General features: G+C 48.5%; 13 protein-coding genes. 6 read left to right on the top strand and 7 right to left on the bottom strand.

Going from position 1 to position 20,068, the window contains the following annotated elements; genetic code table 11:
- Positions 1–3 precede the first annotated feature (3 nt).
- The 3 genes from pnuC to CLV42_RS01305 form a co-directional block, all read right to left on the bottom strand.
- The gene (gene pnuC, locus CLV42_RS01295) at positions 4–639 is read right to left on the bottom strand and encodes a nicotinamide riboside transporter PnuC (protein WP_106600095.1); all 636 of its coding nucleotides are present in this window, start codon (positions 637–639) and stop codon (positions 4–6) included.
- Between the two features lie 19 nt (positions 640–658).
- Positions 659–2,332, bottom strand: a complete 1,674-nt coding sequence (locus CLV42_RS01300) for a PNGase F N-terminal domain-containing protein (RefSeq protein ID WP_245901398.1) — start codon at positions 2,330–2,332, stop codon at positions 659–661.
- A gap of 108 nt (positions 2,333–2,440) precedes the next feature.
- A complete protein-coding gene (locus tag CLV42_RS01305; RefSeq protein ID WP_089829478.1) occupies positions 2,441–3,037 on the bottom strand; it encodes a NifU family protein in 597 nt (198 codons plus the stop codon).
- 261 nt (positions 3,038–3,298) lie between these two features.
- On the opposite strand from CLV42_RS01305, the gene CLV42_RS01310 reads away from it, so the two are divergent.
- The gene (locus tag CLV42_RS01310; RefSeq protein ID WP_106600096.1) at positions 3,299–4,858 is read left to right on the top strand and encodes a glycoside hydrolase family 10 protein; all 1,560 of its coding nucleotides are present in this window, start codon (positions 3,299–3,301) and stop codon (positions 4,856–4,858) included.
- 67 nt (positions 4,859–4,925) lie between these two features.
- On the opposite strand, the gene pafA is transcribed toward CLV42_RS01310, so the two are convergent.
- The 4 genes from pafA to CLV42_RS01330 all read right to left on the bottom strand — a co-directional run bounded on the left by pafA (position 4,926) and on the right by CLV42_RS01330 (position 10,758).
- Positions 4,926–6,563, bottom strand: a complete 1,638-nt coding sequence (gene pafA, locus CLV42_RS01315; protein ID WP_106600097.1) for an alkaline phosphatase PafA — start codon at positions 6,561–6,563, stop codon at positions 4,926–4,928.
- Positions 6,564–6,776: 213 nt separating this feature from the next.
- Positions 6,777–7,517, bottom strand: a complete 741-nt coding sequence (locus CLV42_RS01320) for an MIP/aquaporin family protein (protein WP_106600098.1) — start codon at positions 7,515–7,517, stop codon at positions 6,777–6,779.
- A gap of 72 nt (positions 7,518–7,589) precedes the next feature.
- Positions 7,590–9,128 carry a glycerol kinase GlpK gene (glpK, locus tag CLV42_RS01325; protein WP_106600099.1) on the bottom strand — a complete coding sequence of 513 codons (1,539 nt, stop codon included), beginning with the start codon at positions 9,126–9,128 and terminating at the stop codon, positions 7,590–7,592.
- Positions 9,129–9,189: 61 nt separating this feature from the next.
- The gene (locus CLV42_RS01330) at positions 9,190–10,758 is read right to left on the bottom strand and encodes a glycerol-3-phosphate dehydrogenase/oxidase (protein WP_106600100.1); all 1,569 of its coding nucleotides are present in this window, start codon (positions 10,756–10,758) and stop codon (positions 9,190–9,192) included.
- A 321-nt stretch (positions 10,759–11,079) separates the two neighbouring features.
- Here CLV42_RS01330 and CLV42_RS01335 point away from each other — a divergent pair, with 321 nt between their 5' ends.
- The 5 genes from CLV42_RS01335 to CLV42_RS01355 all read left to right on the top strand — a co-directional run bounded on the left by CLV42_RS01335 (position 11,080) and on the right by CLV42_RS01355 (position 19,917).
- Positions 11,080–11,850, top strand: a complete 771-nt coding sequence (locus CLV42_RS01335) for a DeoR/GlpR family DNA-binding transcription regulator (RefSeq protein WP_106600101.1) — start codon at positions 11,080–11,082, stop codon at positions 11,848–11,850.
- A 631-nt stretch (positions 11,851–12,481) separates the two neighbouring features.
- Positions 12,482–17,011: a glutamate synthase large subunit gene (gltB, locus tag CLV42_RS01340; RefSeq protein WP_106600102.1), complete on the top strand. Its 4,530-nt coding sequence runs from the start codon at positions 12,482–12,484 to the stop codon at positions 17,009–17,011.
- A gap of 29 nt (positions 17,012–17,040) precedes the next feature.
- Positions 17,041–18,516: a glutamate synthase subunit beta gene (locus tag CLV42_RS01345; RefSeq protein WP_106600103.1), complete on the top strand. Its 1,476-nt coding sequence runs from the start codon at positions 17,041–17,043 to the stop codon at positions 18,514–18,516.
- A 172-nt stretch (positions 18,517–18,688) separates the two neighbouring features.
- Positions 18,689–19,267 (top strand): hypothetical protein, encoded by a 579-nt coding sequence (locus CLV42_RS01350; RefSeq protein ID WP_106600104.1) that lies wholly within the window; start codon positions 18,689–18,691, stop codon positions 19,265–19,267.
- Between the two features lie 35 nt (positions 19,268–19,302).
- Entirely contained in the window at positions 19,303–19,917 is a 615-nt protein-coding gene (locus CLV42_RS01355; protein WP_106600105.1) for a hypothetical protein, read from the top strand.
- Positions 19,918–20,068: the final 151 nt, after the last annotated feature.

Here is a 20,068-nt window from a genome sequence, read left to right on the forward strand (position 1 = left end):
GAATTACTTAGCGATTCCTGCGGCGTGTTGTTCCCGCCAGATCCTTCTCCAGCTGAAATAACCCAACACAGCAACAATGAACAGGAATATTGTCAATACTGCCGTAGGCAATAAATGTTTGTGGAACAATAAGGGTATAGCCACCAGATTGGATACATTGAGTACCAGCCAGTTCTCTATCTTTCGCTTTGCCAGTAGCCACATACCGCTGCAGGCTGTAGCAGACACAAACGCATCTATCAAAGGAACGTCGGAGTTGGAATAATGACTGAGCAGATAGGCAAAGACAGCCCAGCCGATAACAGTTATTAACACCGTCACTATCCATTCCCGGCGACTGGCCCATTCCACCGGCGTTTCAGGGTCGTTGTCCCTTTTTTTCGCCCAGTGGTACCAGCCATATACGCTCATAACGAAATAATAGATATTTAAAGTCGCTTCAGCATATAAGCGAAACTGTTCCCTGGACAAAAGATAAGCATAGATACCTGTGCTCACTAATCCCGTAGGGTACAACCATATACTATTCTGTTTACTGCAAATCACGCTAATCGCGCCAAATAGCGCCGCAACTATCTCCAGCCAGCTCATTGCGCGTATCCCTTCCTGTAAGCCCTGATATAATACGTCAAAATTCATGTTCCAAAGTTATACTGCCTTATTTATCTCCTATCAGACAGCCAGAAACGTTCCAGGCGCTAAAGCTGTTTCCCTCACGTTCTCCCAGTGGGATCTTCACTTTAAAGGTATGCTCTCCAGGTGTCAGATCGGGTAGGGGAATAGTAATTGGTTCTGTTACCCCCCCCGGACACCAGTTGGACCGGCTCAGGTCTGAAGAGGCCAGACCGTTTACAAAATTAGCAGTTGCCGGGTTTGATAAGCGGAAGTTACCACAATCTGTACGCCATGGAATGAAATGATATACCCGCATTCCATCTATGAAGATCTCGTTCAGCTTTTTATTGAATTCGTCTCCACCGCCCCAGCCACCGTGGCCGGTAGTTGTATAGCGCAGGCGTAGGTTTTTCAATCCTTCGGGGATATTTACAGTCACCTGCAGCGAATCCTTTCCAAACATAGTACCGTATTCCTGGTTCGCCATTTCCATCAGGTTGGTAGTATTGAAAACAGGCATCACCCAATGTCCTGCTGTTGTATCTTTCTGATCACTGTCAGCCGGATAGTATTTCAGGCGCAGGCTCACTTTATGGCCGCCTTTGTCATAGTTTCCGATGTACATACCTAACCAGACTTCTCCCTGTAAACGGGGCAACAATTCAGTAATATCCTGACGGTATACGGCAGAATCAGCCCACTGGTAGCCTTTTATTTTCACCTTCTCGTTATAGTAATTGATGCCGAAAGGAGTGAAAAAGCGCATCAACTCCATAGCTGGCAGATATTTATCTGTTGCTGCAACACCGCGGTATTTCTCATGATAAACAGGTAGTGCCGTTACGCCGTTTTTCAAACCATCCAGGAAGGATATCTTCTTATCCAGCGGGATCATAAACAGGGAGCCGGTACGGTCGTAAGAATCGCCGTTAGAGTATTCCGCCACTTCTGCAAACAGCGTAACATCCATGTTTTCAGGCAGTTTTACCTTTTTAAGGATAACAGTTCCGCCGGCGTAGTGGTAAGTTACATTCTCCTGATCATCAGCAGGATCATTAAATTTATTTCCCCAGCTGATCTGTTCCTGGTTGAAGATGTGCAGGGTGTTGAACCTGTTCTCAATCACCTGTCGCAGATAGGTCGCATCGTCCACCATCGTTCCCATAGCAGCCGGCCATTTCAGTTCTTCGTCTTTGATATTCCGTACGTCAACCTTTGTTGCGATATATTCGGAGGTGCCATTACGCAGTGTTCTCAATATCAGGCCCAGACCCGGGGCAAAGTTCTGTACGGGTGTGCCTTTGTAGGGAAGGGCATCGGTATACCAGATCTCAATACTATTAGAGCGCACCTTTACTTTCGCTTTTTTACAGGGGTATCCCAGCACAGTATCGGTTCCCGGCAGCAGTTCCGGCTGATCATAAGCACTGAAGGCTTTTTTGAATGTCAGCAGTTCTCCTTCTTTATTGGTGATCATCTGGTAGGTGGCTTTTCCCTTGTTGTCCAGGAACTGCCGTTCCTTCTGCACAATGCTATTCAGCGCCTGATAGCTGGCCTTGTTTCCCTGGATGACCAGTTTCAGATTTCCCTCAGGAACGTCTTTCCCGTTGTACCGGAAGCCATAGGTAATTTCAACACCTGGCTTTTCCTGCCCCGATTGTGCCTGTATTCCCCCTGTTATTAACAGGGCGATCCACAGTAATGAGTGTTTTTTCATAAGTATAAAATGTTTCCGAATAAGGGCTAAAGATATATCAGGGACAATAAAAAAGCACAGTCAAAAGACTGCGCTCTTTTTTAACACTATCATTCTCTCAACTATGGCTTACTCTGCTTCTGCCACTACTTCCTTTACTTCAGGGATCATACGCTTCATCATGCCTTCAATACCGGCTTTCAGCGTGATCATGGAAGAAGGGCAACCTGAACAGGAACCCTGCAGCATCAACGTCACAGTACCGTCTTCGTAATCTTTGAACTGAATGGCGCCACCATCCATCTCTACTGCTGGTTTAACGTAGTTCTCAAGTAATTCCTTGATACGTTTTACCACATCAGTGTCATCTGCACTTACTTCATTGGTAGCAGCAGCCTTTGTTACCACTATTTCCTCTTCGTTGATAACGGGACGGTTGTCTTCCAGATATTCCTTCAGGAAGGCTTTTATAGTAGGTATAATATCGTTCCAATCAGTGTCAGGCGTCTTTGTCAGCGTAATAAAATTAGCCATAATAAAAACGCCCCTTATAAACGGAAAGCTGAACAGCTCGACAGCCAGAGGAGATGGCTTTGCGCTGGCCTCATCCGGGAAATCGATGTGCTTACCTGGGTACAACAGCTTGTTAGCCACAAACTTCATTGTTTCCGGGTTTGGCGTCATTTCCGTATATATGCTGATAATGGGATTGCCTGTTTTAATCATGGTTCTCTAAACTTTTTGATGGAACAAAGGTAGCAACTTTCGTCCACATACCCAGTGGAATCAGCGGTTATCCCTATCGAATTTTACAATACGGATATAGAGGATTTTAAAATCACATATGTTTTTTGCCTCTTTTATCCCCATTCCGGCACCGTTTGTGCTGCTTTATCAACTTCATGGCCGGCAGTCTGTTACTACGGATTGCTTAAATGAATGGTTTTGTTATTTTCGCAGTTTTTCAGGTCTTAACCTACATACCAGATGGTCAAGTATTTATTGGGAGTTGCGCTGATGCTCACAGGCATCCTCAACCAGGTAAAAGCACAACTGCCCCCTAAACGGGAATTTCGTGCAGTATGGATTGCCACCGTAGAAAATATTGACTGGCCTTCCAGGAAAGGATTGCCGGTTGAGATACAGAAACAGGAATTTATCAATCTCCTCGATAAACAACAACGTAACGGCATGAATGCCGTTATTGTGCAGATCCGTCCGGTAGCTGACGCATTCTATGACTCTCCGTTTGAGCCTTGGTCTGAATACCTGAGTGGCGTACAGGGGCAGGCGCCTTCTCCATATTATGATCCGCTCCGCTTTATGCTCGAAGAGACCCATAAACGGGGTATGGAATTCCATGCGTGGTTCAACCCTTACCGCGCGGCGATCAGTACAGGCAAAAATAGCGTTGCTCCCAATCACATCACCCGTATGCGGCCTCAGTGGTTCGTCAATTTTGACGGCAAGAAATATTTCGACCCCGGTATCCCGGAAGTACGTGAATATGTTACGCAGATCATCCGGGACGTGGTACGTCGCTACGACATAGATGCCGTACACTTCGATGATTATTTCTACCCTTACCCCGTTGCCGGCAGGGATTTTCCTGATCACAATTCCTATCGCCAATACGGCCGTAATATGCTGAAAGACGATTGGCGCCGCTGGAATGTGGATACCACTATCCAGATGGTGAGCAAAATGATCAAGGAAGAAAAACCCTGGGTAAAGTTTGGGATCAGCCCCTTCGGTATCTGGCGGAATAAAAACAAAGACCAGGATGGTTCTTATACCACAGGACTCTCCAATTACGACGACCTGTACGCTGACGTACGTAAATGGCTGAAGAATGGCTGGATTGACTATGTAGCGCCTCAGTTGTACTGGGAGCGGGGACACCGGGCAGCCAACTACGAATTGCTGCTTAACTGGTGGGCCCAGCATGGTTATGGCCGTAATGTATACATCGGTCATGGGGTATACCGCCTGCGCAGTAGCGCCGCCTGGAGCAATCCGCTAGAACTGCCTATACAGATCACAGAACTCCGCACCCTCAACACCATCCATGGAAGCGCCTTTTATAGTAATAAATCATTCAGTGGCAATCCTTTAGGGTTTGAGGATACACTGCGCAACCATTTTTACCGTTATCCGGCGCTGCGTCCCGCTATGCCATGGATAAACCTGCCTGCGCCGTTACCACCTTATTTTATCGATGCCTTTGAAAGAATGGATGGCCTGCATCTTTACTGGGCAGACGACGACACGTCCGGCCGCACGCAACAATACGTGCTGTACCGTTTCAATGCCAGCGAATCCATCAATCTGAACGATCCTACCAAGATCCTGGCCATCATACAGCAGATGCCCGACCCGCAGTTCATCGATTATTCCTATGTGAAAGGGACGCTCTACACATATGTGGTGACTGCATTGAACCGGCTGCAGACCGAAAGCTGGGCAAGCGATCCTTTATACATGAAGAAGTCCGGGAAGAAGACCTTATTTGTGTTTGATCCCGAACCGGCAGGCAGATATCAATAACTTATTACACATAAAAAAAGCGGGGAGCAAGTCAAACTTGCTCCCCGCTTTTTTTATCAATGAGCCATTATTTGTATACGGCCTGTACCGGCTTGCCTACGGCACCATTCGGCATCTGGATATGCAGCATTGCCGCAATGGTCGGTGCAATATCCGCCATACTCACCACATCGTTGCTGGCTCCGTGTTTCACATGCCAGCCCATAAATACCAGGGGCAGGTGAGTATCATACGGATTCCAGTTACCATGGGTCGTGCCTTTGTCAGAACCAGAATACCACCCCGGCTCAGGAATGATCACAACTGACCCGCAACGTTTGGAATTATAGCCATTGGCGATCATCGTTTTGATGGGTTCCGGTATAGGACTATTTCCCAGGTTATCCACATCCGCCGCGAACTGCACGCCTGGCAGCTTTTGCAGGTACTGAACAGTTATCTTCTTTATAGCATCATAGTCCAGTTTCTGTGCGGAGATCGTTTTCAGATCAAACCCGATATGGTAGTTCTCTGAAGTCAATGCCAGTTTATCTGCACCAAAACGATCTTTCAGTACGGCATTCAATCCTGTCATCATTTTGCTGTCTGGCAGCCCGGCGGGGATCTTGTATTCTTTCATAAATCCTACGGAATTGGCTGCACCATGATCAGCAGAGAGGAATACCAGGTATTTACCTTTACCAACGCGCTGGTCCAGGTAACGGAAAAACGTCGCCAGGTCTTTATCCAGACGCAGGTAGGTATCTTCTACTTCAATAGAATTAGGCCCATATTTATGCCCCACATAATCTGTTGAAGCACAGTTGATGGTAAGAAAATCCGTCACTGTATTGCTGCCCAGGTTGTATCCTTCAATAGCTGCTTTGGCAAATTCGAGGGTGAGTGTATTGCCGGAAGGAGTAGTGCGCAGGCTTCCTTTATCCTTCTGGTAAATAGCAGGCATATTATGCGGGAATGCAGGAGCTGTTTCACCGCTGAAGGTGCCTTCCCATTTCGCGGTATCTGCTGTACTCTGAATGTAAGTATTGATAGGATATAGCGTCTCCCATGGTTTTGACATCATCTGCGCCGGCAGCTGGCGGGCATTAAATGCCTTTGTCCATTCCGGCAGGTCCCGCATATAATAAGTACTGGTCACAAAGCTGGCATTGCTGTCATCCAGCCAGAAAGCGCCATCAGCGGCATGCCCGGCAGGCAGAATAGAAGCCCTGTCTTTCAGGGATATGCCCACAACCTTTGACCGGAAGTTAGTCGCTATTTTCAGCTCGTCTGTGATCGTAGAGGCCAGCAGGTTACGGGGAGACATTCTACCCACATCAGAGGTGGTACCCACCGACTGTTCGACCGTATCTTCTGTGCAATACCAGTGGCGGCCGCTTACCTGGTCAGTCCAGTCATTGCCGGTGATACCGTGAATGGCAGGTACAGAACCCGTGTAAATAGTACTGTGACCCACCGCTGTAAAGGAAGGCAAATGCGTAATGAAAGTATTCTCACAGGAAAAGCCTTCAGACAGCATTCTCCTGAATCCACCGGCTTCATAGCGGTCATAATACCGGTACAGGTAGTCCCAACGCATCTGGTCAACAACAATACCTATAACTAATTTCGGACGCTCTACCGGCTTCTGGGCAGAAACAACAACTGTCTGCAACATGGCGCCGGTGAGCACCAGTGCAGACAGTGAATGGCATATTTTTCTCATGATAATAATTTCAACAACAAATAAGTCCTGACTACTAAGGCTTTCGGTTATTTAAGGTTGTCAAATTATCTATCCTTTCAAAATTAAGTTCGTGCAAATAGTACCAGCGGGAATATAAGAGGATAAACACCTTGTTTCTTCTCTGCGTCTTCTCTGCTTGTTCTCTCCTTGTTCTCTCCTTGTTCTCTCAGGCAGAATGTCCCTCATTTCCTGCTAATTGGCAACGGGTTGTAGACATAAATACAATACTGCTGCAATAGCCGCTCCGATAAATGGACCAAGCACCGGTATCCAGGCATAGTCCCATCCACTGCCTTCTTTCCCTTTAACCGGGAGGATAGCATGCATGATACGCGGTCCTAAATCCCTTACAGGATTAATAGCATACCCGGTTGTACCTCCCAGCGACAGTCCGATGGCCAGTACCAGCAGGGCGACGGGTAAGGCTCCCAAAGAACCCATTCCCACCGGCGTTTTCTCTTTCCCTAGTTCCGCCCCGGTAAAGTAAAAGATGGTGAACAATAGTACGAAAGTGCCTATTACCTCACTCCCTAAATTGCGTCCGTTGTTCCTGATAGCCGGCGCCGTACAGTAACAAGCCTGTATCAGCCCCGGGTCTGAAGTAATATCCAGGTGATCTTTATAGTAAAACCATACGAGAAATGCCCCGGTCATAGCGCCCAATAGCTGCGCTACAATAAAGAGGGGAACAGCTGACCAGGCAAACTTTCCGGCTATAGCCAGTGCCAATGTTACGGCGGGATTCAGGTGCGCGCCGCTGTAAGGACCGGCTACCACTACGCCTACAAATACGGCAAGGGCCCAGCCGGTCGTGATCACGATCCAGCCGCCACCATTGCCTTTTGTCTTGTTGAGAATAACATTTGCTACTACGCCATTGCCCAGCAGTATCAGTAACATGGTTCCCAGGAACTCTGCTAATAAAGGGTGCATTGAAGAATTATTTTTATTAGTTAGTCATTAGTCGTGGTGCAGAATGATGTTCCATATCATCCGCAGGAGATATTATTGGCTTACCACAGCGTCTTCCTGCGCGGAGAACTTTGCCCAGGCCTTTACTGCTTTTACGGCATGGCCCCAGCCTTTGATCCATTTGCGCACATCCTCTTCTTTGCCGGCAGGGGAGAAGGCGTGATCTACCTGCCACTGGCGGGCAATTTCCTCCTGGTCTTTCCAGAAGCCCGTTGCCAGCCCTGCCAGATAAGCGGCTCCCATGGCCGTTGTTTCCGTGATCCTGGGGCGTATTACCTTCGTACCCAGTATATCGGCCTGGAACTGCATCAGCAGATCATTGTTGGTAGCGCCGCCATCTACACGCAATTCTTTTATGCTGATACCGGCATCCGCCTCCATGGCGCGCAGCACTTCCATGGTCTGATAAGCGATACTTTCCAATGCCGCCCTCGCAATATGCGCAGCCGTTGTACCCCGGGTCATACCCACCAGTGTACCCCTCGCGTGCTGGTCCCAGTGCGGAGCCCCCAGACCGGCGAACGCTGGCACCAGGTATACCCCATCATTGTGGGCCACTTTTGCGGCCAGCCCCTCCACTTCAGAAGAAGACCGGATAATGCCCAATCCATCGCGCAGCCATTGTACCACAGCCCCCGCAATGAAGATGCTTCCTTCCAGGGCGTATTCCACCTTTCCATTTATTTTCCAGGCTATCGTGGTAACAAGGTTGTTTTGGGAAAGGATGGGTTGTTCACCGATATTCATCAGCATAAAACATCCTGTGCCATAGGTATTCTTCACCATACCCGGAGATGTGCACATCTGGCCGAACAGCGCAGCATGCTGATCTCCCGCAATACCGGCAATAGGAATGGTCACCGAGAAAATAGATGGTGCTGTTTCCGCGATCAGCTCACTGGACTGCTTTACTTCTGGCAGCATCGAAGCCGGAATATCAAAAAGGGACAATAGTTCTTCGTCCCAGCTTTGTGTGTGTATATTAAATAGCATCGTCCGCGATGCATTGGTAATATCTGTTGCGTGTGTTTTACCTTCAGTAAGGTTCCATACCAGCCAGGCATCCACCGTCCCAAAAGCCAGTAATCCTTTCGCTGCCTTTTCCCGGGCGCCTTCCACGTTATCCAGTATCCATTTCACCTTCGTGGCGGAGAAATAGGCATCAATTACGAGCCCGGTCTTTTCCCTGATCATCTGGCCATGTCCGGCTGCTTTCAGTTCGTCACAATATGCTGCGGTGCGCCGGTCCTGCCAGACGATAGCATTGTGAACAGGCTTACCTGTATGGCGGTCCCACACAATGGTCGTTTCCCGTTGATTGGTGATCCCGACTGCTGCGATATCTGTTCCTCTCAGTCCGGCTTTGGCAACTGCTTCTGCAGCAACGCCTAGCTGGCTGGACCAGATTTCACTGGCATCATGTTCTACCCATCCAGGGGACGGGAAGATCTGCCGGAATTCTTTTTGGGCCACAGATACGATGGCGCCGGCTTTATCAAAGATGATCGCCCTTGAGCTGGTGGTTCCCTGGTCCAATGCCAGGATGTACCGGGTTATTTCCTTTTCCTTCATATAGCTTAACACGTGAAATTTAACGGATGTGGAACTATGGTTTATGTTGTTGATGTAGTGATCAGTGCAGCAGATAATGTGCTGCTATTGCGGTAAAGGCTTTCACCTGTTCTTCTTCCCAGGTCTTATCTTTCCCCAGTTCTGCCGCCAGGATGGCGGCAACGGCAGGAGCCATCTCCACAGCCGCCCGGGCATCCAACAGCAGCGCACGTAACCTTCTGGACAAGACATCATCCACAGTGCGGGCCATTTCCTGATGCGCGGCCCAGACAACCTGCGCCTTTATATAAGGCAGGCGCGGATGCAGTTGTTCAGCCAGATAAGGATTGGCGGTTATCAATGCGTTGATCGGTGCTGCGTCACTGCCATACACATCCAGCGGGGCAGGAGCGGCGGGGGCCGTCGTATAGCCATGAATGTGTAGCGTCTGCGTTGCACAGGGAACAGCTTTCAATCCTCCGGTAGCAATGGCCGTATCCACCGTATCTTCCGCCATCTTGCGGAACGTGGTCCATTTGCCACCTGTAATGGTGATCAATCCCGAAGCAGCGGTAATGATCTTATGGCTGCGGGATATTTCCTTGGTACTATCGGTATCTTTTTGTGGTGCAGCTAATGGTCGCAGGCCTGCATACACGCTCAGCACATCCGCGCGGGTAGGTGCCTTTTGCAGGTAGCTGCCAGCAGTCTGCAGGATGAAGTTGATCTCCGTTTCGAGTGCCTGTGGTTCCAGGCTATGATCGTTCAGTGGTGTATCTGTAGTGCCCACCAGTACTTTTCCATGCCAGGGTAGGGCAAACAATACACGTCCATCAGCCGTTTTAGGGATCATCAATGCGCTGGTACTGTTCAGGAAACTGGCATCCAGCACGAGGTGCACTCCCTGGCTGGGACGGATAGTGGGCCGGGCGCCTGGTTCGTCCATCTGCAGTACGTCGTCAGCGAATACGCCGGTAGCGTTGATCACTGCTTTCGCCTGAAAATCATATGCCTCTCTTGTTTCCAGATCTTTGGCGCTTACCCCGTTTATCTTTCCGTTTCCATCTTTCCGGAGACTGGTTACCTTAAAATAGTTCAGCAGTACCGCCCCTTGTTCTGATGCTGTCTCTGCCAGGTTTATTGCCAGGCGGGAATCGTCAAACTGTCCGTCGTGGTAAACAATACCCCCTTTCAAACCATCTCTGCGTATAGCCGGCAAGGCTTTGATCACCTTCTGCCTTCCGATAACACGGGAGGGGCCGAGGCTAAGCCTACCCGACAGCAGGTCATATAGCTTCAGCCCGATGCCATAAAAAGGGCCCTGCCACCATTTATAATACGGGATGATGAATTCCTGGTCATGGGCGAGGTGGGGAGCATTGGCCAGCAGCAATCCTCTTTCGTACAGGGCTTCTCTCACCAGGCCTACGTCTCCCTGGGCCAGGTAGCGTACCCCTCCGTGTACCAGTTTTGTACTACGGCTGGATGTGCCTTTGGCAAAATCAGACTGCTCCAGCAGGAGGGTATGAAAACCCCGCTGAGCTGCATCCATGGCGATGCCTAAGCCGGTAGCACCGCCACCGATCACAATAATATCCCAAACGACTGTTGCCGTATTGCCTAGCTGTTGTTTAAAGGTTAACCTGTTCATTGTGAGGAATATGCTTTATTTTCTTTTAATTAGTTTCAGTTTATTTCATTCTCGTCTGAAAAAAAACAGTACAGGTGTTGGCCGTCCTGTAAACCGAAAATAACTGTTTTGCCCGTTCCTTTTCAGGAAGTTAATGCATAAACGTTCATTTATACATGATATTCTTCACTTTTTACTAAATATTTTTTCTGATGCAATGTGTTAAATTCAACAACATGAAAGTACTTTTGTAACGAATTGGAAGAAGGCATAACTGTATTTGTTCCAAATCTGTTTAAAACATGTAATGCTTTTTTCGACAACTGTTAATTTTTTGCCCATATGTCAATGATCAATATTGCAGAAAGACACAAATACATTCTTGATCGGTTAGCTGAGAAAGGATATGTGAATGTAGTGGATCTCTGCAAAGAACTGGATGTTTCCGGTGTTACCATTCGCAAAGACCTCAAACTGCTTGAAGACAAGTCCCTCTTATTCCGCTCACACGGGGGTGCGACTGTCAACAATCCTTACATTAATGACAAGCCTGTCAACGAAAAGGAAAAACTTCGCCGGGAGGAAAAGAACAATATTGCCATCGCCGCAGCGGGCATGATTGCCCCCAACGACGCCATTATCATCTCTTCAGGCACTACTGCGCTGGCATTGGCCAGAAATGTTCATCCCAAAGGGCATCTCACCGTGATCACTCCCGCTCTCAACGTAGCGCAGGAGCTGTTGCGCCATCCGGAGATCGAAGTATTACAGCTGGGAGGTATTGTACGTAATAGCTCTGCCTCAGTAACAGGCACTTATGCAGAAAGGATCCTCGCTGATTTCTCCTGCTCCAAATTATTCCTTGGGCTGGAAGGCATTGATATCGAATTCGGACTGACCACAACCAACCTCCTGGAGGCACAGCTGAACCAGCGGATGGTGGCTGCAGCACAGAAGACAATTGTACTGGCGGATTCCTCCAAATTCGGCCGCCGTGGTTTCGGGAAGATCTGTGACCTGGAAGATGTGGATGAGATCATCACAGATAATGGCATTTCCGCACATATTGTGAAGGCGCTGGAGGAAATGGGGATCAACGTCACCATCGTTTAATTGATTTATCCGATCAGATTATATATATGATAGGGGACCGGTTTTTATTGCCGTTCCTGTTAGGTCCCATTACGTCATCCCGGGGTTGAACTCCGCATTACAAACAATGTGACCTCCATCGGGGTCAATTGTCGCGAATGGGTGCACATGGTTCAACCCGATTTGGATTAAGACAAGATTCGGTAGAGATTCGCTTGAGATAGCCTCATCCTCCCTTAATCTTCCCTTTCAAAGGGAGGATTAAGGGAGGATGAGGCTATCTCAAGCGAATCTCTATTATACCTCTACCGGCCAACACGCCCTTTTAACTGTCTCAATCCGCCCATAAAGGAGTAAAAATCACCCCTTCCTTTCCTTCCGAACGGCTCTTACCCTCAACACATTAAACATTTTCATTACCCAACAAGGCCCCGGCAGGCCCAAATATGGTCACATATTACCTGTCTACTTATTTAATTCTAACAAATGCCTATACTTTTTTAATCTTTTCTAATTTTTTAGGGTTATACAAAAGCTTTCGTAAAAAATGCCGGTTTCCTTTAGTATCTTTATACCGTTCCCGATAAATTACGGTACCTCAACCGCCCAGAGTAAGCGGGGAAGGTGTGCCAAGGTCAAAAAATCTAAACGAATGCAAGAAGTGAAGCAATTGCAAGGACTGTATCACCCGGATTTTGAACATGATGCATGCGGAACAGGCTTTACAGCCCACATCAAGGGTCGTAAATCGCATCAGATCATCCGGGATGCGTTGACCATGTTGGAAAACATGGAGCATCGCGGTGCATGTGGTTATGAGCAAAACACCGGTGACGGGGCTGGTATCCTTATCCAGCTGCCACACGAGTTCCTGTACGACGAATGCCTGAAGATAGGCATTAGCCTCCCTGAATTTGGAAAATACGGGGTAGGCATGATTTTCTTTCCGAAAGAGCCTCGCTGGCGCGAAGAGTGCCGTGAGATCCTCAACCGAGCGGCCGAGAAACTGGGACTGGAAATACTGGGTTACCGTAAGGTGCCTGTACGTCCGGATGGTATCGGTGAAGGTGCCCTTTCTGTTGAACCGGAAATTGAACAGGTATTTATCGCCTGTCCTTATCATATTACGGACAATGATATTTTTGAGCGTAAACTCTTTGTACTGCGTAACTACGTTTCCAAAACCGTTCGCAACACAGTACCGAAAGAGAAAGCGCTTTTCTACATTCCTTCCCTTTCTACTAAGACGATCGTTTATAAAGGTCAGTTAACAACTTACCAGGTACGTCATTATTACGCTGACCTCAGCGATGAGAAGATGGTATCTGCTTTTGCACTGATCCACTCCCGTTTCGCTACCAACACGTTCCCAAGCTGGCGCCTGGCTCACCCTTACCGCTATATTGCGCACAATGGTGAGATCAACACCCTGAAAGGAAACCTGAACTGGTTGAGAGCAGGAGAGAAGGACTTCGTTTCCAAATACTTCTCACAGGAAGAAATGGACATGATCCTTCCACTCGTGGAAGAAGGTCAGTCTGACTCTGCCAGCCTTGATAACGTAGTGGAACTGTTGCTGCTTACCGGCCGCTCATTGCCACACGTAATGATGATGCTGATCCCTGAAGCCTGGGATGGTAATGACGATATGGACCCTGTGAAGAAAGCCTTCTACGAGTACCATGCTTCCCTCATGGAGCCATGGGACGGTCCGGCTTGTATCTCCTTCACAGATGGTAAGATCATCGGTGGTACCCTGGACCGTAACGGTCTGCGTCCTGCCCGCTTCGTGATCACTAAAGATGACCGCGTGATCATGGCCTCTGAAGCTGGTGTACTGCCAATCGATCCTAAAAATGTAAAAGAAAAAGGCCGCCTGCAGCCTGGTAAAATGTTCATCGTGGACATGGAACAGGGCCGTATCATCGGCGATGAGGAGCTGAAACAGAATATCTGTTCCCAGCAACCTTACGGCGAGTGGCTGAATAAATATAAGATTCGCCTGGAAGAACTGTCTGATCCGAGGGTTACTTTCACCCATCTGGAACACGACCAGATCTTTAAATACCAGCGCGCCTTCGGTTATTCTACAGAAGATCTTTACACCATCATCGCGCCAATGGCCCTCGATGGTAAAGAACCGGTAGGTTCAATGGGTACGGATGCTCCTCTGGCCGTTCTGAGTGATCAGCCACAGCACCTGACCAGCTACTTCAAACAGCTGTTCGCACAGGTAACCAATCCTCCAATTGATCCGATCCGTGAAAAGCTGGTGATGTCACTCGCTACCTATGTGGGTAACAATGGCAACCTGCTGGACGAAGATCCGCTGCACTGTCATGGTCTGGCGCTCCGTCATCCGATCCTGACCAACTTCGAACTGGAAAAGATCCGTAGTATAGATACCGGTTTATTCCAGGCCAAGACCCTCCATACTTACTTCAGGGCTGACGGAAAACCAGGCTCCCTGGAAAAAGGCCTGCAGCGTCTGTGCCGTTATGCGGTAGATGCGGTGGAAGATGGTTTCGAAGTGATCATCCTGTCAGACAGGGCGATCGACTCGGAACATGCCGCTATGCCATCAATACTCGCTGCATCCGCAGTACACCACCACCTTATCCGCAAAGGATACCGTGGTCAGGTAGGGCTGATCGTAGAAGCCGGCGATGTATGGGAAGTGCACCACTTTGCCTGTCTGCTGGGCTTTGGCGTAACCGCCATCAACCCGTACCTGGCACTAAGCACTATCCGCGATATGAAGCTGACGGATAAACTGGAGACAGAGCTGGATGTGGATAAACTGAAGAAGAACTACATCAAGGCTGTATGTGATGGTTTGCTGAAAGTATTCTCTAAAATGGGTATCTCCACCCTGCAATCTTATCAGGGTGCACAGATATTTGAAATATTAGGTATCAACCGCCAGGTAGTTGACAAGTATTTCACCGGTGCCGTGTCCCGTATACAGGGTATGGGCCTGGATGAAATAGCCCGCGAAACACTGGCTAAGCACTGGATGGGTTACGGCCGCAAGGAAACACCTGTACAGCGCCTCACAACCGGCGGTATCTACCAGTGGAAGAGAAAAGGTGAGTTCCACCTCTTTAATCCGACCACCATCCACCTCTTACAATATGCTACCCGTATGGGCGACTACAGCATATTTAAGAAGTACTCAAAATCAGTGAACGACCAGAGCGAAAAAGCAGCCACCCTGCGTAGCCTGTTCTCGTTCAAACGTACCCGTCCTTCTGTTCCGCTGGAAGAAGTAGAATCAGCTGAAAGCATCCTGAAGCGTTTTGCTACCGGTGCGATGAGCTTTGGTTCTATCTCCCACGAAGCACACTCCACACTGGCTATCGCGATGAACCGTATCGGTGCCAAGAGTAATACCGGTGAGGGTGGTGAAGACGAAATCCGCTACCAGCAGCTGCCAAATGGTGATAGCATGCGCTCTTCCATCAAGCAGGTAGCCAGTGCACGTTTTGGTGTAACAAGTAATTATCTGACAAACGCGGACGAGCTCCAGATCAAGATGGCACAGGGTGCTAAACCTGGAGAAGGCGGACAGTTACCTGGTCATAAAGTAGATGATTGGATCGCAAAGGTTCGTCACTCCACACCAGGTGTTGGTCTGATCTCTCCTCCTCCGCACCACGATATTTATTCCATCGAGGACCTTGCTCAGTTGATCTTTGACCTGAAAAATGCTAACCGTGCCGCACGTATCAGTGTAAAACTGGTATCCAAGGCGGGTGTTGGTACCATCGCTGCCGGTGTTGCCAAGGCAAAAGCGGACGTAGTGCTCATCTCCGGTTACGACGGTGGTACAGGTGCTTCTCCGATCAGCTCTATCAAACATGCGGGTCTGCCTTGGGAACTGGGTCTGGCTGAAACACATCAGACACTGGTGAAGAACAAACTGCGCAGCCGCGTAGTCGTACAGACTGATGGTCAGCTGAAAACAGGTCGTGACATCGCCATCGCTACCCTGCTGGGTGCCGAAGAATGGGGTGTTGCCACTGCTGCACTGGTTGCTGAAGGATGTATCATGATGCGTAAGTGTCACCTGAATACCTGCCCTGTAGGTGTTGCCACCCAGGATCCTGAACTGCGTAAGCGCTTCAACGGTGATGCTGAGAATGTAGTGAACCTCTTCAAATTTCTGGTAGAAGAATTCCGTGAGATCATGGCGGACCTCGGTTTCCGTAAGGTGACTGAAATGGTAGGCCAGGTGGATAACCTCCAGGTACGTGAAAATATCGCTCACTGGAAGTATAAACAACTCGATCTGTCTCCGATATTATATAAAGAACCCGCTGCTGAAGAAACTGGCCTGTTCAAACAGGAAGAGCAGGATCACGGTATCGGCGAGGTGATTGACTGGCAGTTGCTGAAATCAGCACAGCCGGCATTGGAGAAAAAATCCCGTGTATTCCACCAGTACAACATCAAAAACACTGACAGGGCCGTAGGTACCATCCTCAGTAACGAAATATCCAAACGTTATGCAGGACCAGGGCTTCCGGAGGATACTATCCACTACAAATTTGTAGGTTCTGCCGGACAAAGCTTCGGTGCTTTCAATACAAAAGGTGTAACACTGGAACTGGAAGGGGAAGCAAATGACTACTTCGGTAAAGGTTTATCTGGTGCAAAGCTGATCCTTTATCCGTCTCCTGAAGCAGGTTTTAAAGCGGAAGAAAATATCATTGCAGGAAACGTTGCCCTCTATGGTGCTACCTCCGGCGAGGCTTATATCCGTGGCAAAGCCGGTGAGCGCTTCTGTGTACGTAACTCCGGCGCTACCATCGTAGCAGAAGGTGTTGGCGATCACGGTTGTGAATATATGACGGGAGGTAAAGCAGTGATACTGGGAGAAACCGGCCGCAACTTCGGTGCTGGTATGAGTGGTGGTATTGCTTATATATATGATGTAAAAGGTGTGTTTGCAGGACGTTGCAACAAGGACATGATCGACCTGGATCCGCTGGACCAACAGGATGCTGCCGAACTGCAGGACCTGATCACCAAGCATCATGCATATACGAACAGTACCGTGGCCAAATTCATACTGAAAGACTGGGAAAACCAGCTGCGCCACTTCGTGAAAGTGTTCCCGAAAGAGTACAAAGCTGTACTGAGCGCAAGCAAAACGGGAGCACAGCAGGTAGAGAAGTAGTAACATTCTAACATCTAAGACAAGAGACAATGGGCAAACCAACAGGATTCCTGGAATTTACAAGGGAACTGCCGGGCAAAACTCCAGTAACGGAGAGAGTCCAACACTATAACGAATTCGTAGATAAGTATTCAGAATCAAAACTGAATGAACAGTCTGCACGCTGTATGAACTGTGGCGTACCATTCTGTCACAGTGGTTGCCCGCTGGGCAACGTGATCCCTGAGTTCAATGATGCAGTATATCAGAAAGACTGGAAAGAAGCTTATGAAATATTAACCAGCACCAACAACTTCCCGGAATTTACAGGCCGTATCTGTCCTGCTCCGTGTGAAAGCGCTTGTGTACTGGGTATCAATCAGCCTCCGGTAGCAATCGAAGAGATTGAGCGTCACATCATTGAAATTGCTTTCGACAAAGGATTGGTACAGGCTAAAACGCCAAGAGTACGTACAGGCAAAAAGGTAGCGGTGATCGGTTCCGGTCCTGCAGGCCTGGCTGCGGCGGCTCAGCTGAACTATGCCGGCCATAATGTGACTGTATTTGAAAGAGATGATGCTCCAGGTGGTCTGCTCCGTTACGGTATCCCCGACTTCAAGCTGGAGAAATGGGTAATAGACCGTCGTATAAAATTGATGGAAGAAGAGGGCGTTGTGTTCCAATGCAACGCAAACGTAGGTGTGAATGTGAGCGTGAATGACCTGCTGCGTGAGTACAACGCGATCGTACTGGCAGGTGGATCTACCATTCCACGTGACCTGAGCATCCCTGGCCGTCAGCTGCACGGTGTACACTATGCGATGGATTTCCTGAAACAACAGAATAAGCGTTTAGCCGATCGTCCTGTATCCGGTCATGATATTCTCGCAACCGGCAAGAATGTTGTAGTGATAGGCGGTGGTGATACCGGTTCTGACTGTGTAGGTACCTCCAACCGTCATGGCGCCATAGGCGTAACCCAGCTGGAGTTACTGCCGAAACCTCCGGGCGAGCGTACACCATATATGCCATGGCCTACCTATCCGATGGTACTGAAAACCTCTTCTTCACATGAAGAAGGCGCTCAACGCCAGTGGGCAATTGGTACGAAAGAATTTGTCGGTGACGAAAAAGGTAACCTGAAAGGGTTGAAAATAGTGAATCTCGAATGGGCCCTGGGGCCTGATGGCAGACCAGGCGGCTTCAAAGAAGTTCCTGGCAGCGAGCAGGAAATCCCTTGCGAACTGGCCTTCCTCGCGATGGGCTTCTTACATCCTCAACATACCGGCCTGCTGGACGAATTGGGTGTAGAAAGAGACGAGCGTGGTAATGTGAAAGCTGGTGAGAGAGCCTTCCAGACTACCATACCAAAAGTATTTGCTGCCGGCGACATGCGCCGCGGACAATCTCTGGTGGTATGGGCTATCAGCGAAGGCCGTGAGTGCGCCAGAAAAGTGGATGAATTCCTGATGGGCGCATCACAATTGGAAAGTAAAGACGATTCCCTGCAGGCGCTGGCTGTTTAAGCACCCACGTCGCAGAGAACAACGTATAAAAATATCAAAGAGTCTCATAAGCAGGTTTAGATTTTGTTGTAACCTTCAGCCGGGCCGGGTTTTTACCCGGCCTTTTGCTTGCCCACAGCCGCACTACCGTTTTTGCTATATATTTACAGTATAATTTATCCCTACAATCCCTATGAGAGCACTTTTACTGTCACTGGTAGCAGGCCTGTTCCTCCTGCCTGTCCATGCCCAGAAAAAAATCACACTACGTTCCGTTGACAAAAAACTGGATAGTGTTAAACACTATCAGAAGATCCTTATTGTAGGAGAGGGCGGTATGCAGGCCCGTATGTACATGGACAACCTCTCAGCAGAATTGATCAAGGCGCTCAAATCACAGAACATAGAATGTAAGTACGAATACCTGGGAGACCAACATAAAGTCGATACAGATATCACGTTGAAGAAAGCAGCGTCCTGGCCACATGATGCAGTACTCCGGTTTTCGCCATTGACGGCTTTCGAAAGAAGCCAGGTCCATGTTAACAATGCCCCGGTAATGGGTTCCAACGGAACTAGCTATGTACCCGTTACTTCAGAAATGCAACAGTTCCTGGTGAATGATTTTGATATTACCCTGAACGAAGGAACTGAAACAATATGGTCCGCCAGATTACTGACGGTGATTGAATTTGGAAAACTGACTGTTTACAGAAGGATCCGCAAGGTGATCCTCGACGATATGGAAAAACAGAACGTGCTGCCCCACTGATCTTCCTACATGAAAAACAGTACATTTGTAATCTTATGAGGCAGCTGGTACTTTCTATCATGTTATGCACAGGCCTTGTGCAATATACATCCGCCCAGGTGGGCACTTCCGTTTACGATACCCATCAATACAAGCAAGGTATCTATAAAACTTTCCAGGAGTTTAGGGCAAACAATCCATCTGTTACCGGAACCATCTCCGTCAGGAACAGAACGCCGGCGGCACAGGTTTACCTACTGTCAGCGCCCAATGAGCTGAACCTGGTAGACTCTACCGGCAAGGAAAAGAAGGTGAAAAAATACTGGGGATACTCAGACGGGACTTCTATCTACATCAAAGACAATGGACTGAATAAGCTGGAAGAGATCGGGTACTATTGTCTGTATCGTTTCCATTCCATTACCTCTGCCGCGACCAACAGGACCACCGGAGGCATGGTCTTCGAAAATACACCTCCGCAAACGGCCGATAAGAGAGTACTGAACCTGGTAACAGGAGATGTGTATGACCTTACGATGTTCAATATGCGCAAGTATATACTCAGCCAGGACACAGCATTGTTACGGGAGTTCAACGAAGACAAACAGAATAAGAACAGATTGGTATATTATATCCAGAAATTCAACCAGCGGAACACACCCTCCTGGTAAGATGAATATCTGACAATTTTATTTGAGAGTCCTGTCTGTGACGGGACTTTTTTTATACCTTCCAACTCAGCAGGTATAGTATTTGTTTGTTTACCCGAGTAAGCATACATACCCTAAAGCATTTTATTTCAGTAAATTACTGTATAAGTAA

The organism is Chitinophaga ginsengisoli (assembly GCF_003014595.1).
Taxonomy (GTDB): domain Bacteria; phylum Bacteroidota; class Bacteroidia; order Chitinophagales; family Chitinophagaceae; genus Chitinophaga; species Chitinophaga ginsengisoli.